The sequence below is a fragment of the Vibrio vulnificus CMCP6 genome (genome assembly GCF_000039765.1).
Classification (GTDB): Bacteria; Pseudomonadota; Gammaproteobacteria; order Enterobacterales; family Vibrionaceae; genus Vibrio; species Vibrio vulnificus_B.
In genome coordinates this window covers 1,805,173-1,824,828 of record NC_004459.3, presented here as the reverse complement: position 1 = coordinate 1,824,828, position 19,656 = coordinate 1,805,173, and the positions used below count along the sequence as shown (strand labels likewise).

At 45.9% G+C, this 19,656-nt stretch carries 21 protein-coding genes; 9 read left to right on the top strand and 12 right to left on the bottom strand.

What is annotated here, in order from left to right:
- Positions 1 to 202: 202 nt before the first annotated feature.
- Positions 203 to 1,417, top strand: coding sequence for a response regulator (locus tag VV1_RS08645; RefSeq protein ID WP_013571241.1), 1,215 nt, complete (start codon positions 203 to 205; stop codon positions 1,415 to 1,417).
- Positions 1,418 to 1,447: 30 nt separating this feature from the next.
- Here the strand turns inward: VV1_RS08645 and nqrM are convergent, their stop codons facing one another.
- From nqrM to VV1_RS08600, 9 genes are all read right to left on the bottom strand, one after another.
- A complete protein-coding gene (nqrM, locus tag VV1_RS08640) occupies positions 1,448 to 1,681 on the bottom strand; it encodes a (Na+)-NQR maturation NqrM (protein WP_011079734.1) in 234 nt (77 codons plus the stop codon).
- A 19-nt stretch (positions 1,682 to 1,700) separates the two neighbouring features.
- The gene (locus tag VV1_RS08635; RefSeq protein ID WP_011079733.1) at positions 1,701 to 2,708 is read right to left on the bottom strand and encodes an FAD:protein FMN transferase; all 1,008 of its coding nucleotides are present in this window, start codon (positions 2,706 to 2,708) and stop codon (positions 1,701 to 1,703) included.
- Between the two features lie 170 nt (positions 2,709 to 2,878).
- A complete protein-coding gene (gene nqrF, locus VV1_RS08630) occupies positions 2,879 to 4,102 on the bottom strand; it encodes an NADH:ubiquinone reductase (Na(+)-transporting) subunit F (RefSeq protein WP_011079732.1) in 1,224 nt (407 codons plus the stop codon).
- A 33-nt stretch (positions 4,103 to 4,135) separates the two neighbouring features.
- Positions 4,136 to 4,732 carry an NADH:ubiquinone reductase (Na(+)-transporting) subunit E gene (gene nqrE / locus VV1_RS08625; protein ID WP_011079731.1) on the bottom strand — a complete coding sequence of 199 codons (597 nt, stop codon included), beginning with the start codon at positions 4,730 to 4,732 and terminating at the stop codon, positions 4,136 to 4,138.
- A gap of 7 nt (positions 4,733 to 4,739) precedes the next feature.
- Positions 4,740 to 5,372 carry an NADH:ubiquinone reductase (Na(+)-transporting) subunit D gene (locus tag VV1_RS08620; protein ID WP_011079730.1) on the bottom strand — a complete coding sequence of 211 codons (633 nt, stop codon included), beginning with the start codon at positions 5,370 to 5,372 and terminating at the stop codon, positions 4,740 to 4,742.
- Positions 5,372 to 6,139, bottom strand: coding sequence for a Na(+)-translocating NADH-quinone reductase subunit C (locus VV1_RS08615; protein WP_011079729.1), 768 nt, complete (start codon positions 6,137 to 6,139; stop codon positions 5,372 to 5,374). Before VV1_RS08615 ends, VV1_RS08620 begins: the two co-directional genes overlap by 1 nt.
- On the bottom strand, positions 6,129 to 7,373 hold the full coding sequence (locus VV1_RS08610) for an NADH:ubiquinone reductase (Na(+)-transporting) subunit B (RefSeq protein ID WP_011079728.1): 1,245 nt from the start codon (positions 7,371 to 7,373) through the stop codon (positions 6,129 to 6,131). The genes VV1_RS08615 and VV1_RS08610 overlap by 11 nt, the downstream gene beginning before the upstream one ends.
- A 5-nt stretch (positions 7,374 to 7,378) precedes the next feature.
- Entirely contained in the window at positions 7,379 to 8,719 is a 1,341-nt protein-coding gene (locus VV1_RS08605) for a Na(+)-translocating NADH-quinone reductase subunit A (RefSeq protein ID WP_011079727.1), read from the bottom strand.
- Between the two features lie 489 nt (positions 8,720 to 9,208).
- On the bottom strand, positions 9,209 to 9,520 hold the full coding sequence (locus tag VV1_RS08600; RefSeq protein WP_011079726.1) for a BolA family protein: 312 nt from the start codon (positions 9,518 to 9,520) through the stop codon (positions 9,209 to 9,211).
- A gap of 207 nt (positions 9,521 to 9,727) precedes the next feature.
- Between VV1_RS08600 and VV1_RS08595 the strand changes: the two genes are divergently transcribed.
- From VV1_RS08595 to VV1_RS08580, 4 genes are all read left to right on the top strand, one after another.
- The gene (locus VV1_RS08595; RefSeq protein ID WP_011079725.1) at positions 9,728 to 10,858 is read left to right on the top strand and encodes a methyltransferase; all 1,131 of its coding nucleotides are present in this window, start codon (positions 9,728 to 9,730) and stop codon (positions 10,856 to 10,858) included.
- 80 nt (positions 10,859 to 10,938) lie between these two features.
- Positions 10,939 to 11,508 (top strand): YajG family lipoprotein, encoded by a 570-nt coding sequence (locus VV1_RS08590; RefSeq protein ID WP_011079724.1) that lies wholly within the window; start codon positions 10,939 to 10,941, stop codon positions 11,506 to 11,508.
- Positions 11,508 to 12,053, top strand: coding sequence for a peptidylprolyl isomerase (locus VV1_RS08585; protein ID WP_011079723.1), 546 nt, complete (start codon positions 11,508 to 11,510; stop codon positions 12,051 to 12,053). The genes VV1_RS08590 and VV1_RS08585 overlap by 1 nt, the downstream gene beginning before the upstream one ends.
- A 56-nt stretch (positions 12,054 to 12,109) precedes the next feature.
- The gene (locus VV1_RS08580) at positions 12,110 to 13,510 is read left to right on the top strand and encodes an AmpG family muropeptide MFS transporter (RefSeq protein ID WP_011079722.1); all 1,401 of its coding nucleotides are present in this window, start codon (positions 12,110 to 12,112) and stop codon (positions 13,508 to 13,510) included.
- Positions 13,511 to 13,613: 103 nt separating this feature from the next.
- On the opposite strand, the gene VV1_RS08575 is transcribed toward VV1_RS08580, so the two are convergent.
- The 3 genes from VV1_RS08575 to VV1_RS08565 form a co-directional block, all read right to left on the bottom strand.
- Positions 13,614 to 14,282: a ChrR family anti-sigma-E factor gene (locus tag VV1_RS08575; RefSeq protein WP_011079721.1), complete on the bottom strand. Its 669-nt coding sequence runs from the start codon at positions 14,280 to 14,282 to the stop codon at positions 13,614 to 13,616.
- On the bottom strand, positions 14,279 to 14,872 hold the full coding sequence (locus VV1_RS08570; RefSeq protein WP_011079720.1) for an RNA polymerase sigma factor: 594 nt from the start codon (positions 14,870 to 14,872) through the stop codon (positions 14,279 to 14,281). The genes VV1_RS08575 and VV1_RS08570 overlap by 4 nt, the downstream gene beginning before the upstream one ends.
- Before the next feature lie 93 nt (positions 14,873 to 14,965).
- Positions 14,966 to 15,559: an LON peptidase substrate-binding domain-containing protein gene (locus VV1_RS08565; RefSeq protein WP_011079719.1), complete on the bottom strand. Its 594-nt coding sequence runs from the start codon at positions 15,557 to 15,559 to the stop codon at positions 14,966 to 14,968.
- A gap of 310 nt (positions 15,560 to 15,869) precedes the next feature.
- On the opposite strand from VV1_RS08565, the gene VV1_RS08560 reads away from it, so the two are divergent.
- The 4 genes from VV1_RS08560 to csdA all read left to right on the top strand — a co-directional run bounded on the left by VV1_RS08560 (position 15,870) and on the right by csdA (position 19,511).
- On the top strand, positions 15,870 to 16,706 hold the full coding sequence (locus VV1_RS08560; protein WP_011079718.1) for a nucleoside-specific channel-forming Tsx family protein: 837 nt from the start codon (positions 15,870 to 15,872) through the stop codon (positions 16,704 to 16,706).
- A 107-nt stretch (positions 16,707 to 16,813) separates the two neighbouring features.
- Complete coding sequence (gene panE, locus VV1_RS08555; RefSeq protein ID WP_181390787.1) at positions 16,814 to 17,704, top strand: 2-dehydropantoate 2-reductase; 891 nt, start codon at positions 16,814 to 16,816, stop codon at positions 17,702 to 17,704.
- Positions 17,701 to 18,300, top strand: a complete 600-nt coding sequence (locus tag VV1_RS08550) for a DJ-1 family glyoxalase III (protein WP_011079716.1) — start codon at positions 17,701 to 17,703, stop codon at positions 18,298 to 18,300. Before panE ends, VV1_RS08550 begins: the two co-directional genes overlap by 4 nt.
- Positions 18,300 to 19,511, top strand: a complete 1,212-nt coding sequence (gene csdA, locus VV1_RS08545) for a cysteine desulfurase CsdA (protein ID WP_011079715.1) — start codon at positions 18,300 to 18,302, stop codon at positions 19,509 to 19,511. Before VV1_RS08550 ends, csdA begins: the two co-directional genes overlap by 1 nt.
- The last annotated feature ends 145 nt before the right edge of the window (positions 19,512 to 19,656 follow it).

Below are 19,656 nucleotides of genomic sequence, written 5' to 3'. Positions count from 1 at the left end.
TCAATAACTGGACAAAAACACAGTATACAGGCAATTGAGACATTCTCAATCGTTCTCTATCGCCATTAATGAATCCGTATGCATGTCGTTATTTTGAGATTCAGCCCAATTAGCAAACAAACAAATCGCTTATTTGTGGCAACTTTGTTAGTCCTACATATTATTTATGTTAGTTGTTAATAATGGTCCGGAGGCCTCTTCCTTGGGTAATAAAATACTAGTTGTAGAAGATAGCCGAGCCTTTCGTAATTACCTCCAGCAACAACTCTCCCAAGCGGGATATGACGTTTTTGCGGCAGAGAATTTAGCTGAAGCGCAAACTTTCCTTGCAGAAAATCACGAGTTTCTTTGCGCCGTTTTGGATTATTGTCTGCCAGACGGTCAAGATGGTGAAGTGATTGATCTTGCGTTACATCACCAGCAAAAAGTGATCGTCCTAACGGCGATGTTTAGCGAAGAGATTCGCTCTAAAGTGCTTGCCAAAGGGGTTTTGGATTACATTTTGAAAGACAGTATGGCGTCAGTTTCCTACTTGTTGCCTCTAATTAAACGCCTCACGAACAACCGTCAGCATAAGGCATTGGTGGTTGACGATTCCAAAGTGGTGAGAAAGCACATTACACAGTTACTGGAACACCAATATATCGAAACACTGGAAGCGGAAAATGGCACTCAAGCGCTAGAGGTCCTGAAGCAACATCCCGAAGTGACGTTTGTGATCACCGACCATGACATGCCAGAAAAAGACGGCATCACCATGATTCGTGAAATTCGCGTACATACCGATAAGAACAAGTTAGCCATTTTAGGGCTGTCTGGCAGCGACGATCGGACGATGACTGCCCGCTTTTTGAAAGCAGGCGCGAATGACTTTCTCTATAAGCCCTTTAATCAGGAAGAGTTTTTCTGCCGTGTCCATCAAATACTCGACATGAAAGAAGCAACCAATGAGCTCTATCGTATGGCTAACCAAGATGCCCTGACAGGCCTTTGGAATCGTCGTTATCTTTTTAGTCAGTCCTGTAACAGCTGTGAATTGCGCCATATTGCGATGCTTGATATTGATCACTTCAAAAAAGTGAATGATACCTATGGCCATGATGGCGGTGACATCGCCTTAAAAACGGTCGCTAACATCCTGAAAATTTATTTCCCCGGAGAAATTGTCGCGCGGTTTGGCGGTGAAGAATTTTGTATTCAATCTTGTCAAAGTTACGACGACTTTGTCACTCGCTTAGAGCACATGAGGCAGCGGGTCGAGAAAACCACCATTACACACAAAGCGCATAACATTCATATCACCATCAGTATTGGTGTGGCTTCTTTGCAAGATGAGCTTGAAAATCAAATCAAAGAAGCCGATGGCTACTTGTACCAAGCAAAAGCCAACGGACGAAACCAAGTAGTTAGCCGATAAAGAAAACGCCCGATGCGGGCGTTTTTCATTTTAAGCGATGCGGTCTTTGTCCCACTGAGCCAATTTTTCCGCTCGCGCGGCTTCACGTGCTTCGCGTTTTTTACGCGCATCACAGGGCTCAGGGCAGTTACACACTTTTTCAATGCCAACAGCACCCAGACCGCCACAGCTTCCCTTCACCACCTTTTTCTGGAAGATGTAGCCCACTGCCATCGCGGCAATTACGGCGACAAACACACCAAAGGTAATTAGAAATGTACTCATATCAACAAACCTATATCACTTATTGATTCTTCAAATATGGCTTATACGCATCAGAAGCGATTTCTGTAAAGCCATCATCTGTTTTCACGATCATTAGCACTGGGATGCTATTTTGATTAGCGATCTCAATGCCTTTTTCTTCACCCAACACCATTAGACCGGTTGCAAGACCATCTGCTGTCATCGAGGATTTGTCTAACACGGTGACAGAAACCACTTTATGGTTAATTGGCATGCCTGTTTTTGGATTAATGATGTGAGAATAACGAATACCATCACGCTCAAAGTAGTTACGGTAATCACCGGAAGTCGCGATCGCCATATCACCCGGTTCGATAATATCTTGGATAGCACGCTCTTCTACCGACGGTTTTTCAATCGCGATACGCCAAGGCACACCTTCACGGTTAACCCCTTTTAAGCGAATTTCACCGCCGATTTCGACCATGTAGTTTTGTACACCTTGAGATTGAATATAGTCTGCAACCACATCAACGCCCCAACCTTTCGCGATCGTCGATAGATCCACATAGAGGTTAGGCAAGGTTTTGATCAACGTGTTATCGACAACCGACAAATGCTCGATGCCTGTTTGCGCTTTACGCTCAGCTAAATCCTCAGCACTCGGCACGACATCACGACGCGCTTCAGGACCAAATCCCCACAGGTTAACCAAAGGCCCAACGGTGACATCCAACGCCCCCAAGGTCAAATGATTGAGACGAATCGCTTCCTTAACAACGGTGGCCGTTTGTTGAGAAACCGCGAACGGCGCAGAATCGCGAGACTGATTAAAACGGCTCAATTCAGAGGTTTTTCGGTACGTCGACATCTGATCGTTAACTTCTTCTAGCAAACGGTCGATCTCTTGCTGAAGTACGTCCGGCTTTGGTAAACCTTCTTGAGTGATGTATTTGATATTGTAAGTCGTGCCCATCGTTGGGCCGCTAAGATGTACCTGCTCTGCGGGCTTTTCGCAACCAGCAAGTACCAATAGAGAAGCGAAAGCAACAAGCCACTTTTTCACTTGTTAAACTCCTATTGTTATTAAATGGATATGGAAAATAGGTTCACGGTTAACGCACCGATTTTCTATGGCCATTTGGCGCACTATTCAAAAAAAGAAAAAAGAATAGCGAGGAAAAAAGAATGGCTGGCTCCTACGAGCCAGCCATAGTTTCAATGGGTTAGATGAAATTAACCACCGAAGTCATCCAGTAGGATGTTTTCATCTTCAACACCGAGATTTTTCAGCATGCCGATAACAGCCGCGTTCATCATCGGTGGACCACACATGTAGTATTCACAATCTTCTGGTGCATCGTGATCACGCAGATAGTTTTCGTAAAGCACATTGTGGATGAAGCCTGTGTAACCATCCCAGTTATCTTCTGGGAGTGGATCAGACAGTGCACAGTGCCATACGAAGTTATCATTCTCAGCCGCTAGGCCATCGAAATCTTCTACGTAGAACATTTCACGCTTAGAACGCGCGCCGTACCAGTAAGACATCTTACGCTTAGACTTCAAACGCTTCAGTTGGTCAAAGATATGAGAACGCATAGGAGCCATACCTGCACCACCACCGATGAAGACCATTTCTGCATCTGTGTCTTTCGCGAAGAACTCACCAAATGGACCAGAAATCGTACACTTATCACCTTCTTTTAGTGACCAGATGTAAGAAGACATCTGACCCGGTGCTACGTCTGGGTTATTTGGCGGCGGAGTCGCGATACGTACGTTTAGCATGATGATGCCGAACTCTTCAGGGTAGTTCGCCATTGAGTATGCACGGATGATGTCTTCTTTTACGATAGACTCGTAACGGAACAAGTTAAACTTGTCCCAGTCACCGCGGTACTCTTCTGGTACGTCGAAATCTGCGTATTTAACGTGGTGAGCTGGTGCTTCAATCTGGATGTAACCACCAGCACGGAAAGGTACTGATTCGCCATCTGGAATTTGTAGCTTAAGCTCTTTAATGAATGTTGCTTTGTTATCGTTAGAGATAACTGTACATTCCCACTTTTTAACGCCGAAGATTTCTTCTGGTAGCTCGATGTCCATGTCTGTTTTCACAGCCACCTGACACGCTAGACGCTCACCTTCACGCGCTTCACCTTTAGTGATGTGATCCAACTCAGTTGGAAGGATATCACCACCACCGCTCTTCACTTTTACGCGACACTGACCACAAGAGCCACCGCCACCACAAGCAGAAGAAACGAATACACCTGCACCAGCTAACGCGCTTAGTAGCTTGCCACCTGGAGAAGTAACGATCGACTTATCTGCGTCGCCGTTGATAGAAATTGTAATGTCACCTGTTGGTACAAGCTTAGACTTAGCGAAAAGAATCACTAGTACTAAAGCCAGTACGATCAGAGTAAACATCACGACACCAAGAATAATGTCCATTGACTATTCCTTAATTGTTGCGGTTTACCCGACTTACAGTTGAACACCAGAGAAAGACATAAAGCCTAACGCCATCAAACCTACAGTGATAAAGGTAATACCTAAACCACGTAGACCAGGAGGTACATCTGAGTACTTCATCTTCTCACGGATACCTGCAAGGGCCACGATCGCGAGCATCCAACCCACACCTGCACCGAAACCATAAACAACAGATTCAGCGAAGTTGTAGTCACGTTGTACCATGAAAGATACACCACCGAAGATCGCACAGTTTACTGTGATCAGCGGTAGGAAGATGCCTAGCGCGTTGTACAAAGGCGGGAAGAAACGGTCAAGAATCATCTCTAGAATCTGTACAAGTGCCGCAATTACACCGATAAAGGTGATGAAGTTTAGGAAGCTCAGATCCACGCCTTCGACCAGCGCGTTTTCCTTAAGTACTAGGTTGTAAACCAGGTTGTTTACTGGTACAGCGATAGTCAAAACAACCACTACTGCAACACCTAGACCGAAAGAGGTCTTTACTTTCTTAGATACCGCCAAGAAGGTACACATACCCAAGAAGAAAGACAGAGCCATGTTCTCGATGAAAATCGATTTAATTAACAGACTGATGTAATGTTCCATGTTGCCCTTACTCCTTCGCTTCTACTTGCTCTGGTTTGAACGTACGGATCGCCCAAATCATGAAGCCGATTAGGAAGAATGCAGATGGCGCTAGAAGCATCAGACCATTTGGCTGATACCAACCACCATTGTTCACTAGTGGTAGTACTTCCATACCAAACAACTTACCGCTACCGAATAGTTCACGGAAGAAGCCCACAGTAATAAGAACAAAACCATAACCAAGACCGTTACCAATACCGTCGATCAATGATGGAACTGGTGCAGATTTCATCGCGAACGCTTCTGCACGACCCATTACGATACAGTTAGTAATGATAAGACCTACGAATACCGATAGCTGTTTAGAGATATCGTACAAGTAAGCTTTCAAGATCTGGTCTACCACGATTACTAGAGATGCGATGATCGCCATTTGAACGATGATACGCACACTGTTAGGAATGTGGTTACGGATTAAAGAAACAAAGAAGTTAGACAATGCAGTTACAAACGTTACCGCTAGTGTCATAACAAACGCTGTTTCTAGTTTGGTAGTTACTGCAAGCGCAGAACATACACCAAGAACTTGTAGCGCGATTGGGTTGTTATCCAATACTGGCGCAAGAATGCTCTTTTTAATGTTTTGTGCACTAGACATTAGTTCAGGCCTCCGTCACGAACTTTTGCTAGGAATGGACCAAAGCCCATATCACCTAACCAGAAGTCAAATGTGTGTTGAACACCGTTACTAGTTAGTGTCGCACCTGACAGGCCGTCAACACCGTGCTCAGAACCAACTGGCGCACCACCTTTCACTACCTTGATAGCTGGTTTGTGGTTTTCGTCAAACAGTTTCTTGCCTACGAACTGTGCACGCCAAGATGGGTTTTCAACTTCACCACCCAATCCCGGAGTTTCACCCTGCTCGTAGTAGGTGATACCTGATACTGTGTTACCGTCGGTTTCAACCGCAACGAAAGCGTACATCATTGACCAAAGACCGTTACCGTGAACCGGTAGAATGATCTTAGAAATGCTGTCGCCATTTTTCACTAGGTACACAACACCTGTATTTGCACGACGTAGAATTTTCGCGTCATCTTGCTCAGCGGTCAGTTTGATAGACTGTGCAGGATCTTTCGCGGCTTTGCGTTGGTCATACGTTGCTGCATTACCATCAACAAAGTCACCTGTTGCGAAATCAACCAGACGTGGTTCGATGTACTGAGCAAAAAGCTCTGGTACTTTCTTACCTTTGCTGTCGATACCAGCTACTTCGATGATCTTGGATTGCTTATCCAAAACAGCGTTAGCTTTTTGCTGGTCACGCAGACCGACTGCTGCTGTTGATACGATGATTGAACAAACAAGGCTCAACCCGACAACAACACCCAGCGTCTTTTTAATGCTGTCATTACTTGCCATAGCGTGCTTGTCTCCGCTTGATGTTCTTCTCAACCACTAGATGGTCAAACAGTGGTGCAAACAGGTTCGCGAATAGAATCGCCAGCATCATGCCTTCTGGGTATGCTGGGTTAACAACACGAATCATTACACACATTGCACCGATAAGAATGCCGTACCACCACTTACCTTTGTTGGTAAATGAAGCCGATACTGGGTCGGTTGCCATAAAGAACATACCGAATGCAAAACCACCTAGAACTAGGTGCCAGTGCCATGGCATGCTGAACATTGCGTTAGTATCAGAACCGATCACGTTGAACAGTGTCGATACTACGATCATACCGATCATTACACCGGCAATGATGCGCCAAGATGCGATTCGCATGTAAACGATCATTGCTGCACCGATAAGCAGTGCAAGCGTAGAAACTTCGCCGATTGAACCTGGGATGTTACCGATGAACGCGTCTAGCCACGTGATTGGCGCACCAGTCACTGTGTTTACTAGTGCACTGTTGCCGCCTTGAGCCCACTGGCTTAGCGCAGTTGCACCAGAGAAGCCGTCTGCTGCTGTCCACACTACGTCACCCGAGATTTGTGCTGGGTAAGCGAAGAATAGGAAAGCACGACCTGCTAACGCTGGGTTCAGGAAGTTACGACCAGTACCACCAAAGATCTCTTTAGCAACCACAACACCGAAGGTAATACCTAGCGCTGCTTGCCATAGAGGTAGTGTTGGCGGAACGATCAATGCGAAAAGGATCGAGGTTACGAAGAAACCTTCGTTAACTTCGTGCTTACGCACCATACAGAATAGCACTTCCCAGAAACCACCAACGAGGAATACCGTTGCGTAGATTGGTAGGAAGTAGGTTGCACCTAGCAACATCTTACTACCCCAGCTTGCATCGGCAGAAATCGTTCCGCCCAGCATCTCGGTTAGCCAGTAGTGCCAGTTACCTGCAATGATTTGCGCCAGTTGATCACCAGCGTACATGTGGTTTAGAGCCGCGATAGCTTGGCCACCAGCGTTGTACATACCCCAGAACATTGCTGGGAACACTGCAAACCAAACCATGATCATGATGCGTTTTAGGTCAACGCTATCACGAACGTGTGAGCTCTTTTTCGTCACCAAACCTGGCGTGTAGAATAGCGTTGCCGCAGCTTCGTACAGAGCAAACCATTTTTCGTGTTTGCCGCCTGGTTCAAAGTGGTGTTCGATGTCTTCAAGAAACTTCTTAAGGCCCATGAAACTTACCCTTCCTTCTCAATTGTATTCAGGCAGTCACGTAGCAGTTGACCGTACTCGTATTTACCTGGGCATACAAAGGTACACAATGCTAGATCTTCTTCATCCAGTTCTAGCGCACCCAGTGCTTGAGCACTGTCAGTATCGCCTGCACATAGATCACGAAGCAGCAGAGTCGGTTCCATATCAAGAGGCACTACACGCTCGTAGTTACCGATTGGAACCATTGCACGATCACTACCGTTTGTGGTGGTTGTCATATTGAACAACTGACCTTTAAACAAGTGACCAAGGAAAGAACGGGTTACAGAGAACTTGTTCTTACCAGGCGTCGCCCAGCCAAACAGTTCTTTGTCACGACCTTCACGCAGAACAGAAACCTGCAGGTGGTAACGCCCCAAGTAAGCGTGAGGACCAGTGGCATGAGTACCAGTCAGTACTGAACCAGAAATCACACGAACTTCGCCTGGCATCATTTCACTGTCGGTTAGCTCATCCAAGCTTGCACCCATGATGGTACGAACGAGACGAGGGTTATTCACAACAGGACCCGCTAGAGAAACAACACGGTCAGTGAAAAGTTCACCAGTTAGGAACAACTGACCAAACGCAATCACGTCTTGGTAGTTGATGCTCCATGCCACGTTGTTTGCATTCACTGGGTAGAGGAAATGCATGTGGGTACCCGCTAGACCAGCTGGGTGTGGGCCGTCAAATACGTGCTCTTCCACATTAGACTGAGAAGAACGAGGTAAGCTCGTACCAGATTTACAAACGTAAACCTTCTCTTCTGTTAGGGCTGAAAGCACATCCAAACCAGCAACAAACGCTTCCGCTTGTTCATTGATGATCAACTCAGGCTTCGCTGCCAATGGATTGGTATCCATTGCGGTAACGAAAATCGCTTTAGTTGTCGATTCAATTGCTGGAACCTTGCTGAACGGACGAGTACGCAGAGCGGTCCAAAGACCAGATTCAACCAACTGAGTTTTGATCACTTCGCGATCAAGACCTGCTAGTTGAGAGGCTTCAAACTTATCAAAGGTCACTTGCTCGTCGCCTGCCACTTCAATCACTACAGATTGAAGTACACGCTTCGCGCCACGATTCACTTCGATAACTTTACCACTCACTGGAGAAGTAAATTTCACGCCAGGGTTCTTTTTGTCTTCAAAAAGAACTTGGGCTTTCTTCACTTCATCACCAACGCGAACATGCATCGTAGGACGCATGCCAACGTACTCTTCGCCAAGCAAGGCGACTTTTGTGATGGATTTACCATCATTAATCACCTGGGAAGGAGCTCCTGCGATAGGAAGGTCCAAACCCTTCTTTATTGTAATCATACGCACTTGCACTACTTTTATCGGGAAAAAGATTCTTTATGATTGCGTAACTTTTAGACACGACATCAGTGTCCGGTTTTGGCGATGTTTTAAACGCCAAAATCGCAACATCCTATTAAAAATCGCTTCACAGTTTAGTGGAGAGATTTATCAGGTGCGATAGTTTAGCATCTTTTCCAAACGCGATGCCATGACCAATAAACGCATTAGCCGTATTATTTGGAAAGAATTGATAGATATAGGCTAACTATTGTTCATAACTTTGACACGTCGCACAAATGGCCCAAAACCATCGTGCCAGATGAATAGGTGAGATTCATAGTTTGAAACATCCTATTCATTCTGTTCATTTGTTGAAACAGTGTTAACGCATTTCTTAACCAAATTTGTCACGCAATTTGTCGGTTTTGTACACATAGAAAAAAAGATGGCTTGACCATCTTTTTGAATAGAACAACTGAAAATTTAACACTTCAGGTTAGAAATCGCTCAGTGGCTGGTACCACCCATACACATCGGGCTATCTGGCGCGCCATCTCGCTGTAGCTTCCATTCCTGAACAGTATAGGTATGAATCGCCAAAGCGTGGATGTTATTTTCCAACTCATTCGCCAATGCTTGATTCACTAAACGATGTCTGGCGATCAATCTTTTACCTTCAAAAAGATCGCTCACCACAATCACCTTGAAGTGACTTTCCGAACCCGGTGGTACATTGTGCATGTAGCTCTCATTCACCACACTCAAGTGACTAGGTTCAAATGTATTGTGTAATTTTGTCTCTATGATTTCTTGAATCATATTCAAACCCTCTCTACTCACCGACTTAAAAAGTATAAGTCGAACCAACGTGAAATTTCTTACACACACTTAAATAACAGCCATCATTCTAACAATGTCTCACTACTTAGACGAAGATCCCTGAGTGTTTTTTGCTAGCTGTGCCTATCTTGTTTGCTATCCTTCTGCGAGAATATCGTTAAAACTCAATGAAACAAACACCATTGTATGAAAACCGAACTCAATCTCTTTGACCGACAACTCACCCTATTCAGATACCCAAACAACGCCAATGAAACCCTGCAAGCATGGGACGCGGGCGATGAATACTTGATCAATTATGTGGAAGAGTTGGCCTTAGACACCCCACAGAATATTCTTATCCTGAACGATCACTTCGGCGCTCTATCATGCTGGTTTTCTGCTCAACACCAAGTCACTATGATGAGTGATTCTTTTATCTCTCAGCAAGGGGCAAAAGAAAATTTACAACGAAATCAATGCCGTGAAGTAAAGCTACTGACCACGCTAGACGCAATTCCTACAGAGACCAGTTTGGTGTTATTTCAACTTCCAAAAAACAACCGTCATTTGACTTGGCAGTTAACTCAATTGCGTAAAACGCTCTCACCAGACGTCCCAGTGGTCGCCGTGAATAAAGCCAAAGAAATCCATACCTCAACCCTCAAACTGTTTGAAAAGTATCTAGGGACCACAAAAACCTCTCTTGCTTGGAAAAAACATCGTCTCGTTTTTTGCCAAGCAGACTGTGCGCAAATGAATGACATCAGCCCAGTGACTCGTTGGAATGTTGAAGAACACAAGATGACACTCAACAACTTGCCAAACGTCTATTCTGGTGAGAGTCTCGATTTGGGCGCGCGTTTTATGCTCGAGCACATCCCGCAAGATGATAACCTCAAGCACATTATCGATTTAGGCTGTGGTAACGGGGTGTTATCCGTCAAAGCCGCGCAGCTCAACCCGAAAGCGAAATTCACCTTGGTGGATGAAAGCTACATGGCCATTGAGTCCGCTCGCCTCAATTTACAAGAAAATGTCACAGCATCAGTGGATGCTGAGTATATTGCCAATAACTGTTTGGACGGGTTTGCAGGCGAGATCGCCGATCTGATTTTATGCAACCCCCCTTTCCATCAACAACAAGCGATCACGGATCACATTGCTTGGCAGATGTTTTGCGACGCCAAACGTGTCCTTAAAAGAGGGGGCAAACTGCAAGTGATCGGCAATCGCCACCTTGGTTATGATGGAAAACTCAAGCGCCTTTATGGTGACAAGAATGTGAAATTAGTCGCTTCTAATAGTAAGTTTGTGATTTTACAGGCAACTAAATAGCCTGCTAGTTTTAATTAAAGACAATCTTCACTTTAATATACGTTTACGTACAGCCTCTGCTGCTAGAAAAGGAATATACGATGAAAAAATTGGTTTTAGCTGCGTCTATCGCACTACTTTCTGCTTGTTCAGCCCCTCAACCAGAACAACTTAATCTTGCGCCAACCGCAACGTTGAGTACAAATCCAATGGTGCAGAACAAAACATACAGCATGACCAGTAAAGATGTACGTGCAGCGCAGTACGTAGCGCTGATTGACAGTGGCCGTTCGAACATCCTACCGCTACACGCTAAACAAAACATGCGCATTACGCTTGAAACCTTGCTGCAGCAGCAGTTCGCGTCACAAGGCTACAAAGCGGATTTAAACAGTAACAACCTGATCAGCCTTGAAGTTCAAGAAGCATTGGTCAATGTAAAGCATTCCGTAATGGAAAACGAAATGGACGCGAAAGTGATTCTAGAAATCACCGCAGAGACACCGAAAGGGAAACTGGTCAAAACATACAATGGCAGTGCGACTCGTAGTGGTATGCTCAGCGCTTCTGATCAAGAAGTGGAAAAAGTGCTAAATGATGTGATCACATTAGTCCTTGCTGAGATTGCCAATGACCAAGAACTGCAAAGCTACATGAAGGAACGTTTCTAATGCTCAAAGTTATCTGTGCATCACTCGTACTCACGAGTAGCCTCGCCTTGGCGGGGCCAAAAGTTGAATTCGAAACCTCTCTGGGGAATTTCACTGTTGAGTTAAATGAAGAAAAAGCGCCGATTAGCGTCGAAAACTTCGTAAAATACGTGAAAGATGGCAGTTACGTTGGATCTCAATTTCACCGTATCATTCCTGGTTTTATGGCGCAAGGTGGTGGTTTTGATGAGAAAATGAATCGTCTACCCAGTTACGCACCAATAAAGAACGAAGCAAGTAATGGTCTGAAGAACGTGACGGGCTCTATCGCAATGGCTCGAACTCAAGATCCTAACTCTGCGACACGACAATTCTTTATCAACTTGGTGGATAACGAGTTTCTCGACTATGACCTCCAACCTCCAGGTTACGCCGTTTTTGGTCAAGTCACCGAAGGGTTTGACGTCATTCAACAGATGGCGAGCAAACCGACCAAAAGCCAAGGCTACATGAGAGATATTCCCGTGGAACCAATCGTGATCACCAAGGCCACACTACTCCCATAAATATCCCCGCCCTTTGCAACGCAAGGGGCGTATTCTACTAACTACAAGGATAGGTTATGTCTTCATCACCAACAGTTTCATGGCGTGAAACTGTACAAAGTTATCTTGATCGACGCTTGCTTTGGGTCTTTATGCTGGGCTGTTCCAGTGGTTTCCCGTGGGTGCTCATTGGTTCAAACATGTCTGGCTGGCTAAAAGATGCGGGTTTGACGCGTGCTGCTATTGGCTACTTTGGCAGTGTCTTTGCTGTGTACGCCATTAACTTTCTTTGGGCACCTTTGGTAGACCGAGTAAAGCTTCCTCTACTTCATCGCTCTCTGGGTCAACGCCGCAGTTGGATATTTCTCTGCCAATCCTTAGTACTGATTTGTACTTTGTTGATCGCAGGAGTCAATCCGGCCAACAATCTCATGCTGACGTCGGCGCTTGCACTTGGCATCGCCATCGCTTCAGCAACACAGGATATCGCTATCGATGCGTTCCGTATCGATACCTTCCCGAAATCCGATTCATCCAAACTGCCACAAGCATCGGCGATGGCTGTTATTGGTTGGTGGACAGGCTATTCCTTGCCTGGTTATCTCGCCTTTATTAATGCCGATTCAATCGGCTGGAACGGCGTATATTACGGCATGGCGGCCATTGTCGCGCTCTTGATGATTTTTACGTTACTGGTTGGCGAGCCCACCACGCGCCGAGAGCAATTGCAACAAGAGGCCGAACAGCGCCACAACCAATTGGTGGGTTCCAAAGTGGTCGCATGGTTGACGGTCACCGTGGTCGAGCCTTTCCTTGATTTCTTCAAGCGTAATGGCGTCCGAGTGGCACTGACTCTACTGCTCTTTGTCTTCTTGTTTAAGATTGGCGAAGCGTTCTTAGGCCGAATGTCGATCACTTTCTACAAAGAAGTGGGCTTTAGCAATGAGCAAATTGGCTATTACTCTAAGTTGCTTGGTTGGGGTATCACCATCTTCTTTACGCTGGTCGGCAGCATGATCAACGTTAAATTCGGTATTGTTCGTGGTTTGATGATTGGCGGAATCGCTATGGCAGCCAGTAACTTGATGTTCGCTTGGATGGCGCAAGTCGGTCCGAATGAAAATCTGTTCTTGGCGACGTTGATTGTCGACAACTTTACTTCTGCGTTTTCAACCGTTGCGTTCGTCTCCTTCTTAACCATGGTGACGGGACAAGCCTTCTCGGCGACGCAGTACGCTCTGCTGGCATCACTGGGTAACTTTGGTCGAACGACCTTAGCCTCCTTTAGTGGTGAGTTGGTGGACTACTTGGACAACTGGTCTGTGTTCTTTGTTATTACAGCTCTGATGGTTATCCCAAGCTTGATCATGCTCTATTCGCTGCGTCATTACTTCCATGATTTGCTTGAAAAAGCGAGAAAGGAATCGAGCGAAGAAGAGCCAAAACCTCACGACAACATCGACGCACAACAAAGTTAAATCCACTTTGTGTGCGTGGCTCCTTCACGACAAAGGCTTGCATTGGCAAGCCTTTTCTCGTTTGATGCATTCTCATTTTGAAGGCAGCGCCGATCATCTCTGGTTAAGGGTAAAGTCCTTTACCAAACAAATTAAAGACTCTGGCCACCCCTTGGGTAAAAATCAGTGGATCGGTCAGCACGGTTAGGCACAAGCAATCTTCCCCAGCTTTGGTTTTAGGACTGTGCTTCACACTGGCGTCACGCTGCATGAAATCACCCTGCTGATATTCACCATCTTCATCACTAAAGCTGCCATGTAGCACCAATGTTGTTTCCAACCCTTTGTGGGTGTGTTGCGGGATCTGTACGCCTTCGCTGATGTACATCAGATTCACTCTTGCCTCTTCACCAAAATCCAATTGTGAACTGAACACCTTGCCACCGTAACTGCGCCATTCCGACATTAGGTCTGCATAACGGCAAAGTGTCTGTGGAAGAACAAAACGCTTCCCCTTCACCTCAATGTATCTTGGTTCGTAGACCTCTCGCACATCTTCTTTCACATCACTTTGAACGATGTCATCAAACATCGCATCAAACAGCGACAGCGCACTCATTTCATCTTGCTTCCCAGCTGCAAAATGTTGCGCTTGCTCCCCCTCAAATTGAGCAACCAGATCTCGACAATCAGGGCAAACTTCTAGATGCGTTGCAACGACTAGACCAGAGACAGCATCAATTTCTCCACTTGCGTACGCCTGTAGCAACATGTTGTTAGGATGTGTACTCATAATTTATCCGCCTGCATTGTGTGTCTAAGCTTTTCTACTGCCAATCTCAATCGTGATTTAACGGTACCTAAAGGAATGTCGAACATCTCAGCAACCTGCTGGTGAGGTAAGTCTTCTATATAAACAGCCTGCAGAACATCTCGCTGGGCCTTGGGTAAACAATCCAAAAAACGCATAACCTGCTCTTTGAGCATGTCTTGCTCTGGGCTATAGCGTTCAACAAGGTCTAAAGGATAGTAATCTGACGGCCAAATATCGTCTGCATGAATGTGCAAATCCTTGCCGCGCTGCTTCCTAAGTAAGTCAAAGCACAGATTACGGATGATGGTGTAGACCCAAGTCGACAGCGCACTTTTCTCAGCGTCAAACAGATGTGCTTTATGCCACACTGTTGTCATGGTTTCCTGCACCATTTCCATGGCAACTTGCTCATTGCCAACATGTTTAAACGCAAACTGTTTTAACTTGGGCGCAAAGTGTTGAAACACGACGGCAAATGCTTGCTTGTCTTTGTCTTTCACTTTCGCCATGCACTCGGCCCAGTCTTGCTTAGACATCGAGCTAGGGCTGTTCGCTACCGGAGTCCGCATAACTTATCCTTTTTGTCGCCGACTTTACTTAAACTTACCCTGATACGTATTCCACAGAAAAACGATCATCAGATCCTACAAATTATTTGCCATTTAATTCAGTTTAGCCTTTCCCTCGCCTGAAGCCTTCTCGACTACCTCAGACAAAAAGCGCATCGCCGCATCACAGTTTTGCGTTCCTGCCAAATGGTCAAATTGTTTAACTGAGAGCGGTAATATCTCAAGCCAACGCCTTGCCACCCAATTGGCGTCTTGGTAGTCACTTTCAGGATACAACTCACCAAGCTCTGGAAATTGACGGTGAACCAGCTGTAACTGGTCGCCAATGTATTTCTGAGGGGCCTTGAGCTCAATGGTTGGCCACTGTGTCAGTTGCTCCACCGAAGCTATGCGCAGGCCATCTTCCTCAACACGGACTTGTTTGATGGTGAAGCGTTGTAATCCCAACACCGTAATCCCCAGCAATCCATCCGACAATGAATCAAAATCAATAATTTTGACTTCTGTGCCAAGCGACGACAACCGGCTTGCCCCACTACTACTATCGACCAAGCACATGCCAAAGCTGATATTTTGTTCACAGCACTGCTTCACCATTCGTTGGTATCTAGGTTCAAAAATACGAAGTTTCATTTTCCCATCCGGCAAAACCGTCGAACTTAACGGAAAAAGCATCAACTCTCTCATAATCACCCCGCTTAAAAATCACGCCACTTTATACGCGCAAACCTTTACCTAGATCACATTCCCTCCACGCATTAACAAATTACATACAGCTCTCAATTTCAACAAAATCACAAATGCATCTAGATTTATAGCAAAAGAAAAGTTCCCAACTTTCGATTCAAAAGGAGATCCACATCACTCAAATTGATGAAAAATTGCACTCAAGTCACTTTTATTTGAGATTTAAATCGCTATGATGCGCGCAAATCGGATAACACGTAGCGCAAGGATTAGCGTCTAAACACCGTTACAAATATAGAGAGTTCCCCTTATGCGTAAATCACTATTAACTCTTGGTCTGTTAGCAGCAACTTCAGCACCAGTTATGGCCGCTGACTACTCAGATGGCGATATCCACAAAAACGATTACAAGTGGATGCAATTTAACCTAATGGCTGCAATTGACGAGCTACCAGGTGAATCTTCACATGATTACCTAGAGATGGAATTTGGTGGTCGCTCTGGTATTTTCGACCTATATGGCTACGTTGATGTGTTCAACCTGACATCAGACAAAGGCAGTGATAAGTCTGGTAAAGATAAAATCTTTATGAAGTTTGCACCTCGTATGTCTCTAGATGCGGTAACAGGCAAAGACCTTTCTTTCGGTCCAGTCCAAGAGCTTTATGTTGCAACTCTTATGGAATGGGGCGGCGGTGGTGCAACAAACTGTACACCAGACCAATCTACTTGTGTTCCAAGTGAAACAGTAAACACACAAAAGATCGGTCTTGGTTCTGATGTGATGGTTCCTTGGTTGGGCAAAATCGGCCTAAATCTATACGGAACTTACGATTCAAACATGAAAGATTGGAACGGTTTCCAAATCTCGACAAACTGGTTCAAGCCATTCTACTTCTTTGAAAACGGTTCTTTCATTTCTTACCAAGGTTACATTGACTACCAATTTGGTATGAAAGATGACAACAAAGCTCTAAACACCTCTAACGGTGGTGCTATGTTTAACGGTATCTACTGGCACTCAGATCGCTTTGCAGTAGGTTACGGTCTTAAAGGCTACAAAGACGTTTATGGCCTAAAAGATGACGGTCTAGCTGGCAAGACATCTGGCTTTGGTCACTACGTAGCAGTGACTTACAAGTTCTAATTGAACCCCTAAGTAGATCAAAAATGGCGCCTGTTGGCGCCATTTTTATTTGCTTTCCTTGTTTCCCTCATTATCCTTGCAGCAAACCTTTTTACTGAGAGTGTTTGGTGAATATCCTCATTTTAGGCCCGGGAGCTGTTGGCTCACTTTGGGCGACAAAACTCAAACTCGCAGGGCACAATGTCGCATTGTGGGGAAGAGGCGATGCATCTGAGCAACCCTTGCAACTAGATGATTCATCAGCCATGACGTTTAAACATCGTCACCTACCCTCTTTGCAAAGTGCTGACCTCATTTTGGTCACAGTGAAAGCATGGCAGGTGATGGCGGCGATTGAGCCTTTATTGCCACACATCCACTCAGATACCATCATCCTGCTGATGCACAACGGCATGGGAACCGCATCTCAGGTTGAAGAACAGCTCACGCACAACCCAATCGTTGTCGCAACCACCACACATGGCGCGTATAAGCCTCATTCGCAGCAGGTCTTGCACACTGGGCAAGGCATCACACAGTTGGGGGGCTTTAATACACAAGGTGCACAATGCGAGTTCCTTCAAGTGGTGCTCGATCACGCCTTACCGTCTGTCACATGGAATCCCAATATCCAACAGGCGCTTTGGACCAAACTGGCCATCAACTGCGCAATCAACCCATTAACAGCAATTCATCAATGTAAAAATGGCGAGTTGGCCGATGAGAGATTTCATCAACGGCTTGAGCGCATCACTCAAGAGTTGGTTGACGTTATGGTCAAAGAAGGGATCGAGGTTACTTTCGATACCTTGCAGCAAACGATCATGAACGTGATTCATGCAACAGCGGAAAACTACTCCTCGATGCGACAAGATGTTTTCCATCAACGCCGCACTGAAATCGACTATATCACTGGATATTTGTTGCAAGCAGCGCATAAACACCAGATTGATGCAGCGGAAAACGCTAAACTTTATCAACACATCAAACAGATTGAACAAAGCTGGACAGAACAATGAATAAAAAAATCTTAGTGCCTATTGCTTGCGGTACCGAGGAAATGGAAGCGGTGACGGTCATCGATATGATGGCTCGTGCTGGCTACGACGTTACGGTAGCCAGTGCCGATTTTGATGGTAAGCTGACCCTAACAGCCTCTCGTGGCGTTATCCTCGGCGCACAATGTCGTTTGGTGGATGTGGCCGACGAACAGTTCGACGTCATTGTACTATCTGGTGGTGTCGCGGGGGCAGAAACCTTCCGCGATAGCCCAATTCTGATTGAGATGTTAAAACAGCATATGTATGAAGGGAAACTGGTCGCTGCCATTTGCGCCGCCCCTGCACTGGTTTTGCAACATCACAATCTCTACCCTAAAGCCATCATGACTTGCCATCCAAACTTTATGTCTCATATCGGCGAGCAAAACTGGCGTCCTAAGCGCGTTACTTACGATGTGAACCACAATCTCCTTACCAGCCAAGGGCCAGGCACCGCGCTGGAATTTGCCATGGAAATTATTATTTTACTTTCTGGCAAACAGCACGCGCGCCAAGTAGCAGAGCCTATGGTGACGGTACCGGTACTCAACTACCACAAACTGGGTGAAGAGTAATGTTTGACGTTCAAGCCATTCGCCAACAATTTCCCGCCTTGGCGCAACAAGTCAATCAAAACGAACTGGTTTATCTAGATAGTGCCGCGACAACACAAAAGCCGCAGTGTGTGATTGACGCAATCACCCAGTATTACAGCAGCCAAAATGCGAACGTTCACCGTGGCAGCCATAGCTTGACCGCCAGTGCGACCAGTCAATTTGAAGCCGCACGCGACTGCGTCGCTCATTTTATTGGCGCACAAAGCAGTAAAGAGATTATTTGGACACGTGGCGCAACCGAAGCGCTCAATTTGATTGCTCAAACTTACGCCCGAAGTACCCTTCAAGTTGGCGATGAAATTCTCGTCAGCGAAATGGAGCATCACGCCAATATTGTACCTTGGCAAATGGTAGCAGAGCAGACGGGCGCCAAAGTGGTCAAAATCCCCATGACCGCCGACTGTCAACTGGACATCGAATCGTTTAAAACATTGATGAATGAGCGAGTTAAGATTGTTGCGGTCGCTCAAACCACCAACGTCACGGCCACTCGTCAACCCATCGAGTCCATCATCGAGTTGGCCCATCAACACGGTGCCATTGTGGTGGTGGATGGCGCTCAAGGCATCGTTCACGAACCTGTCGACATGCGCACACTGGACGCCGATTTCTATGTGTTCTCCGGCCACAAGCTCTATGCGCCGGCAGGAATTGGCGTGCTTTACGGCAAACTGGCGCTGCTCGAAGCCATGCCGCCATGGCATGGAGGCGGTAAGATGGTGGAAAAAGTGTCGTTTGAGAAAACCACCTTTTCGGCTCTGCCAGGGAAATTCGAAGCTGGAACACCCAATGTCGCTGGTGCCATTGCGCTTGCTAAGGCAATAGAGTGGTATCAAGGCTTTGCTCGAGACGAAGTGGAATCTCACCTGCACCAATTGCAATCAGCAACATACCGTGCACTGCGCGAGATGGAGGATATCCGTGTGATCGGATATCAAAACAATGCATCGGTGATTACTTTTGTCATGGATGGCGTTCACCATCAAGACATTGCAACGCTGCTCGATCAGCAAGGTATCGCCGTGCGAGCAGGCCATCACTGTGCTCATCCGCTCATGGATGCGTTAGGTGTCAAAGGCACCGTCCGAGTCTCTTTCGCCATTTACAACACTATGCAAGACGTCGAGAAATTGATTTCAGCGTTAACAACGGCAATATCGATACTATAAGAAAGAAGGATAATCAATAAATATTGATTATCCTTCTTTAAGCTGGTACCAATGTTTCTCTTATGAAAAATTGGGAGGGTAAAGTATCTTTCCATCAGAAAATGAGAGCACTTGAATATCCATTTCAATTAATCGTCTTCTAATG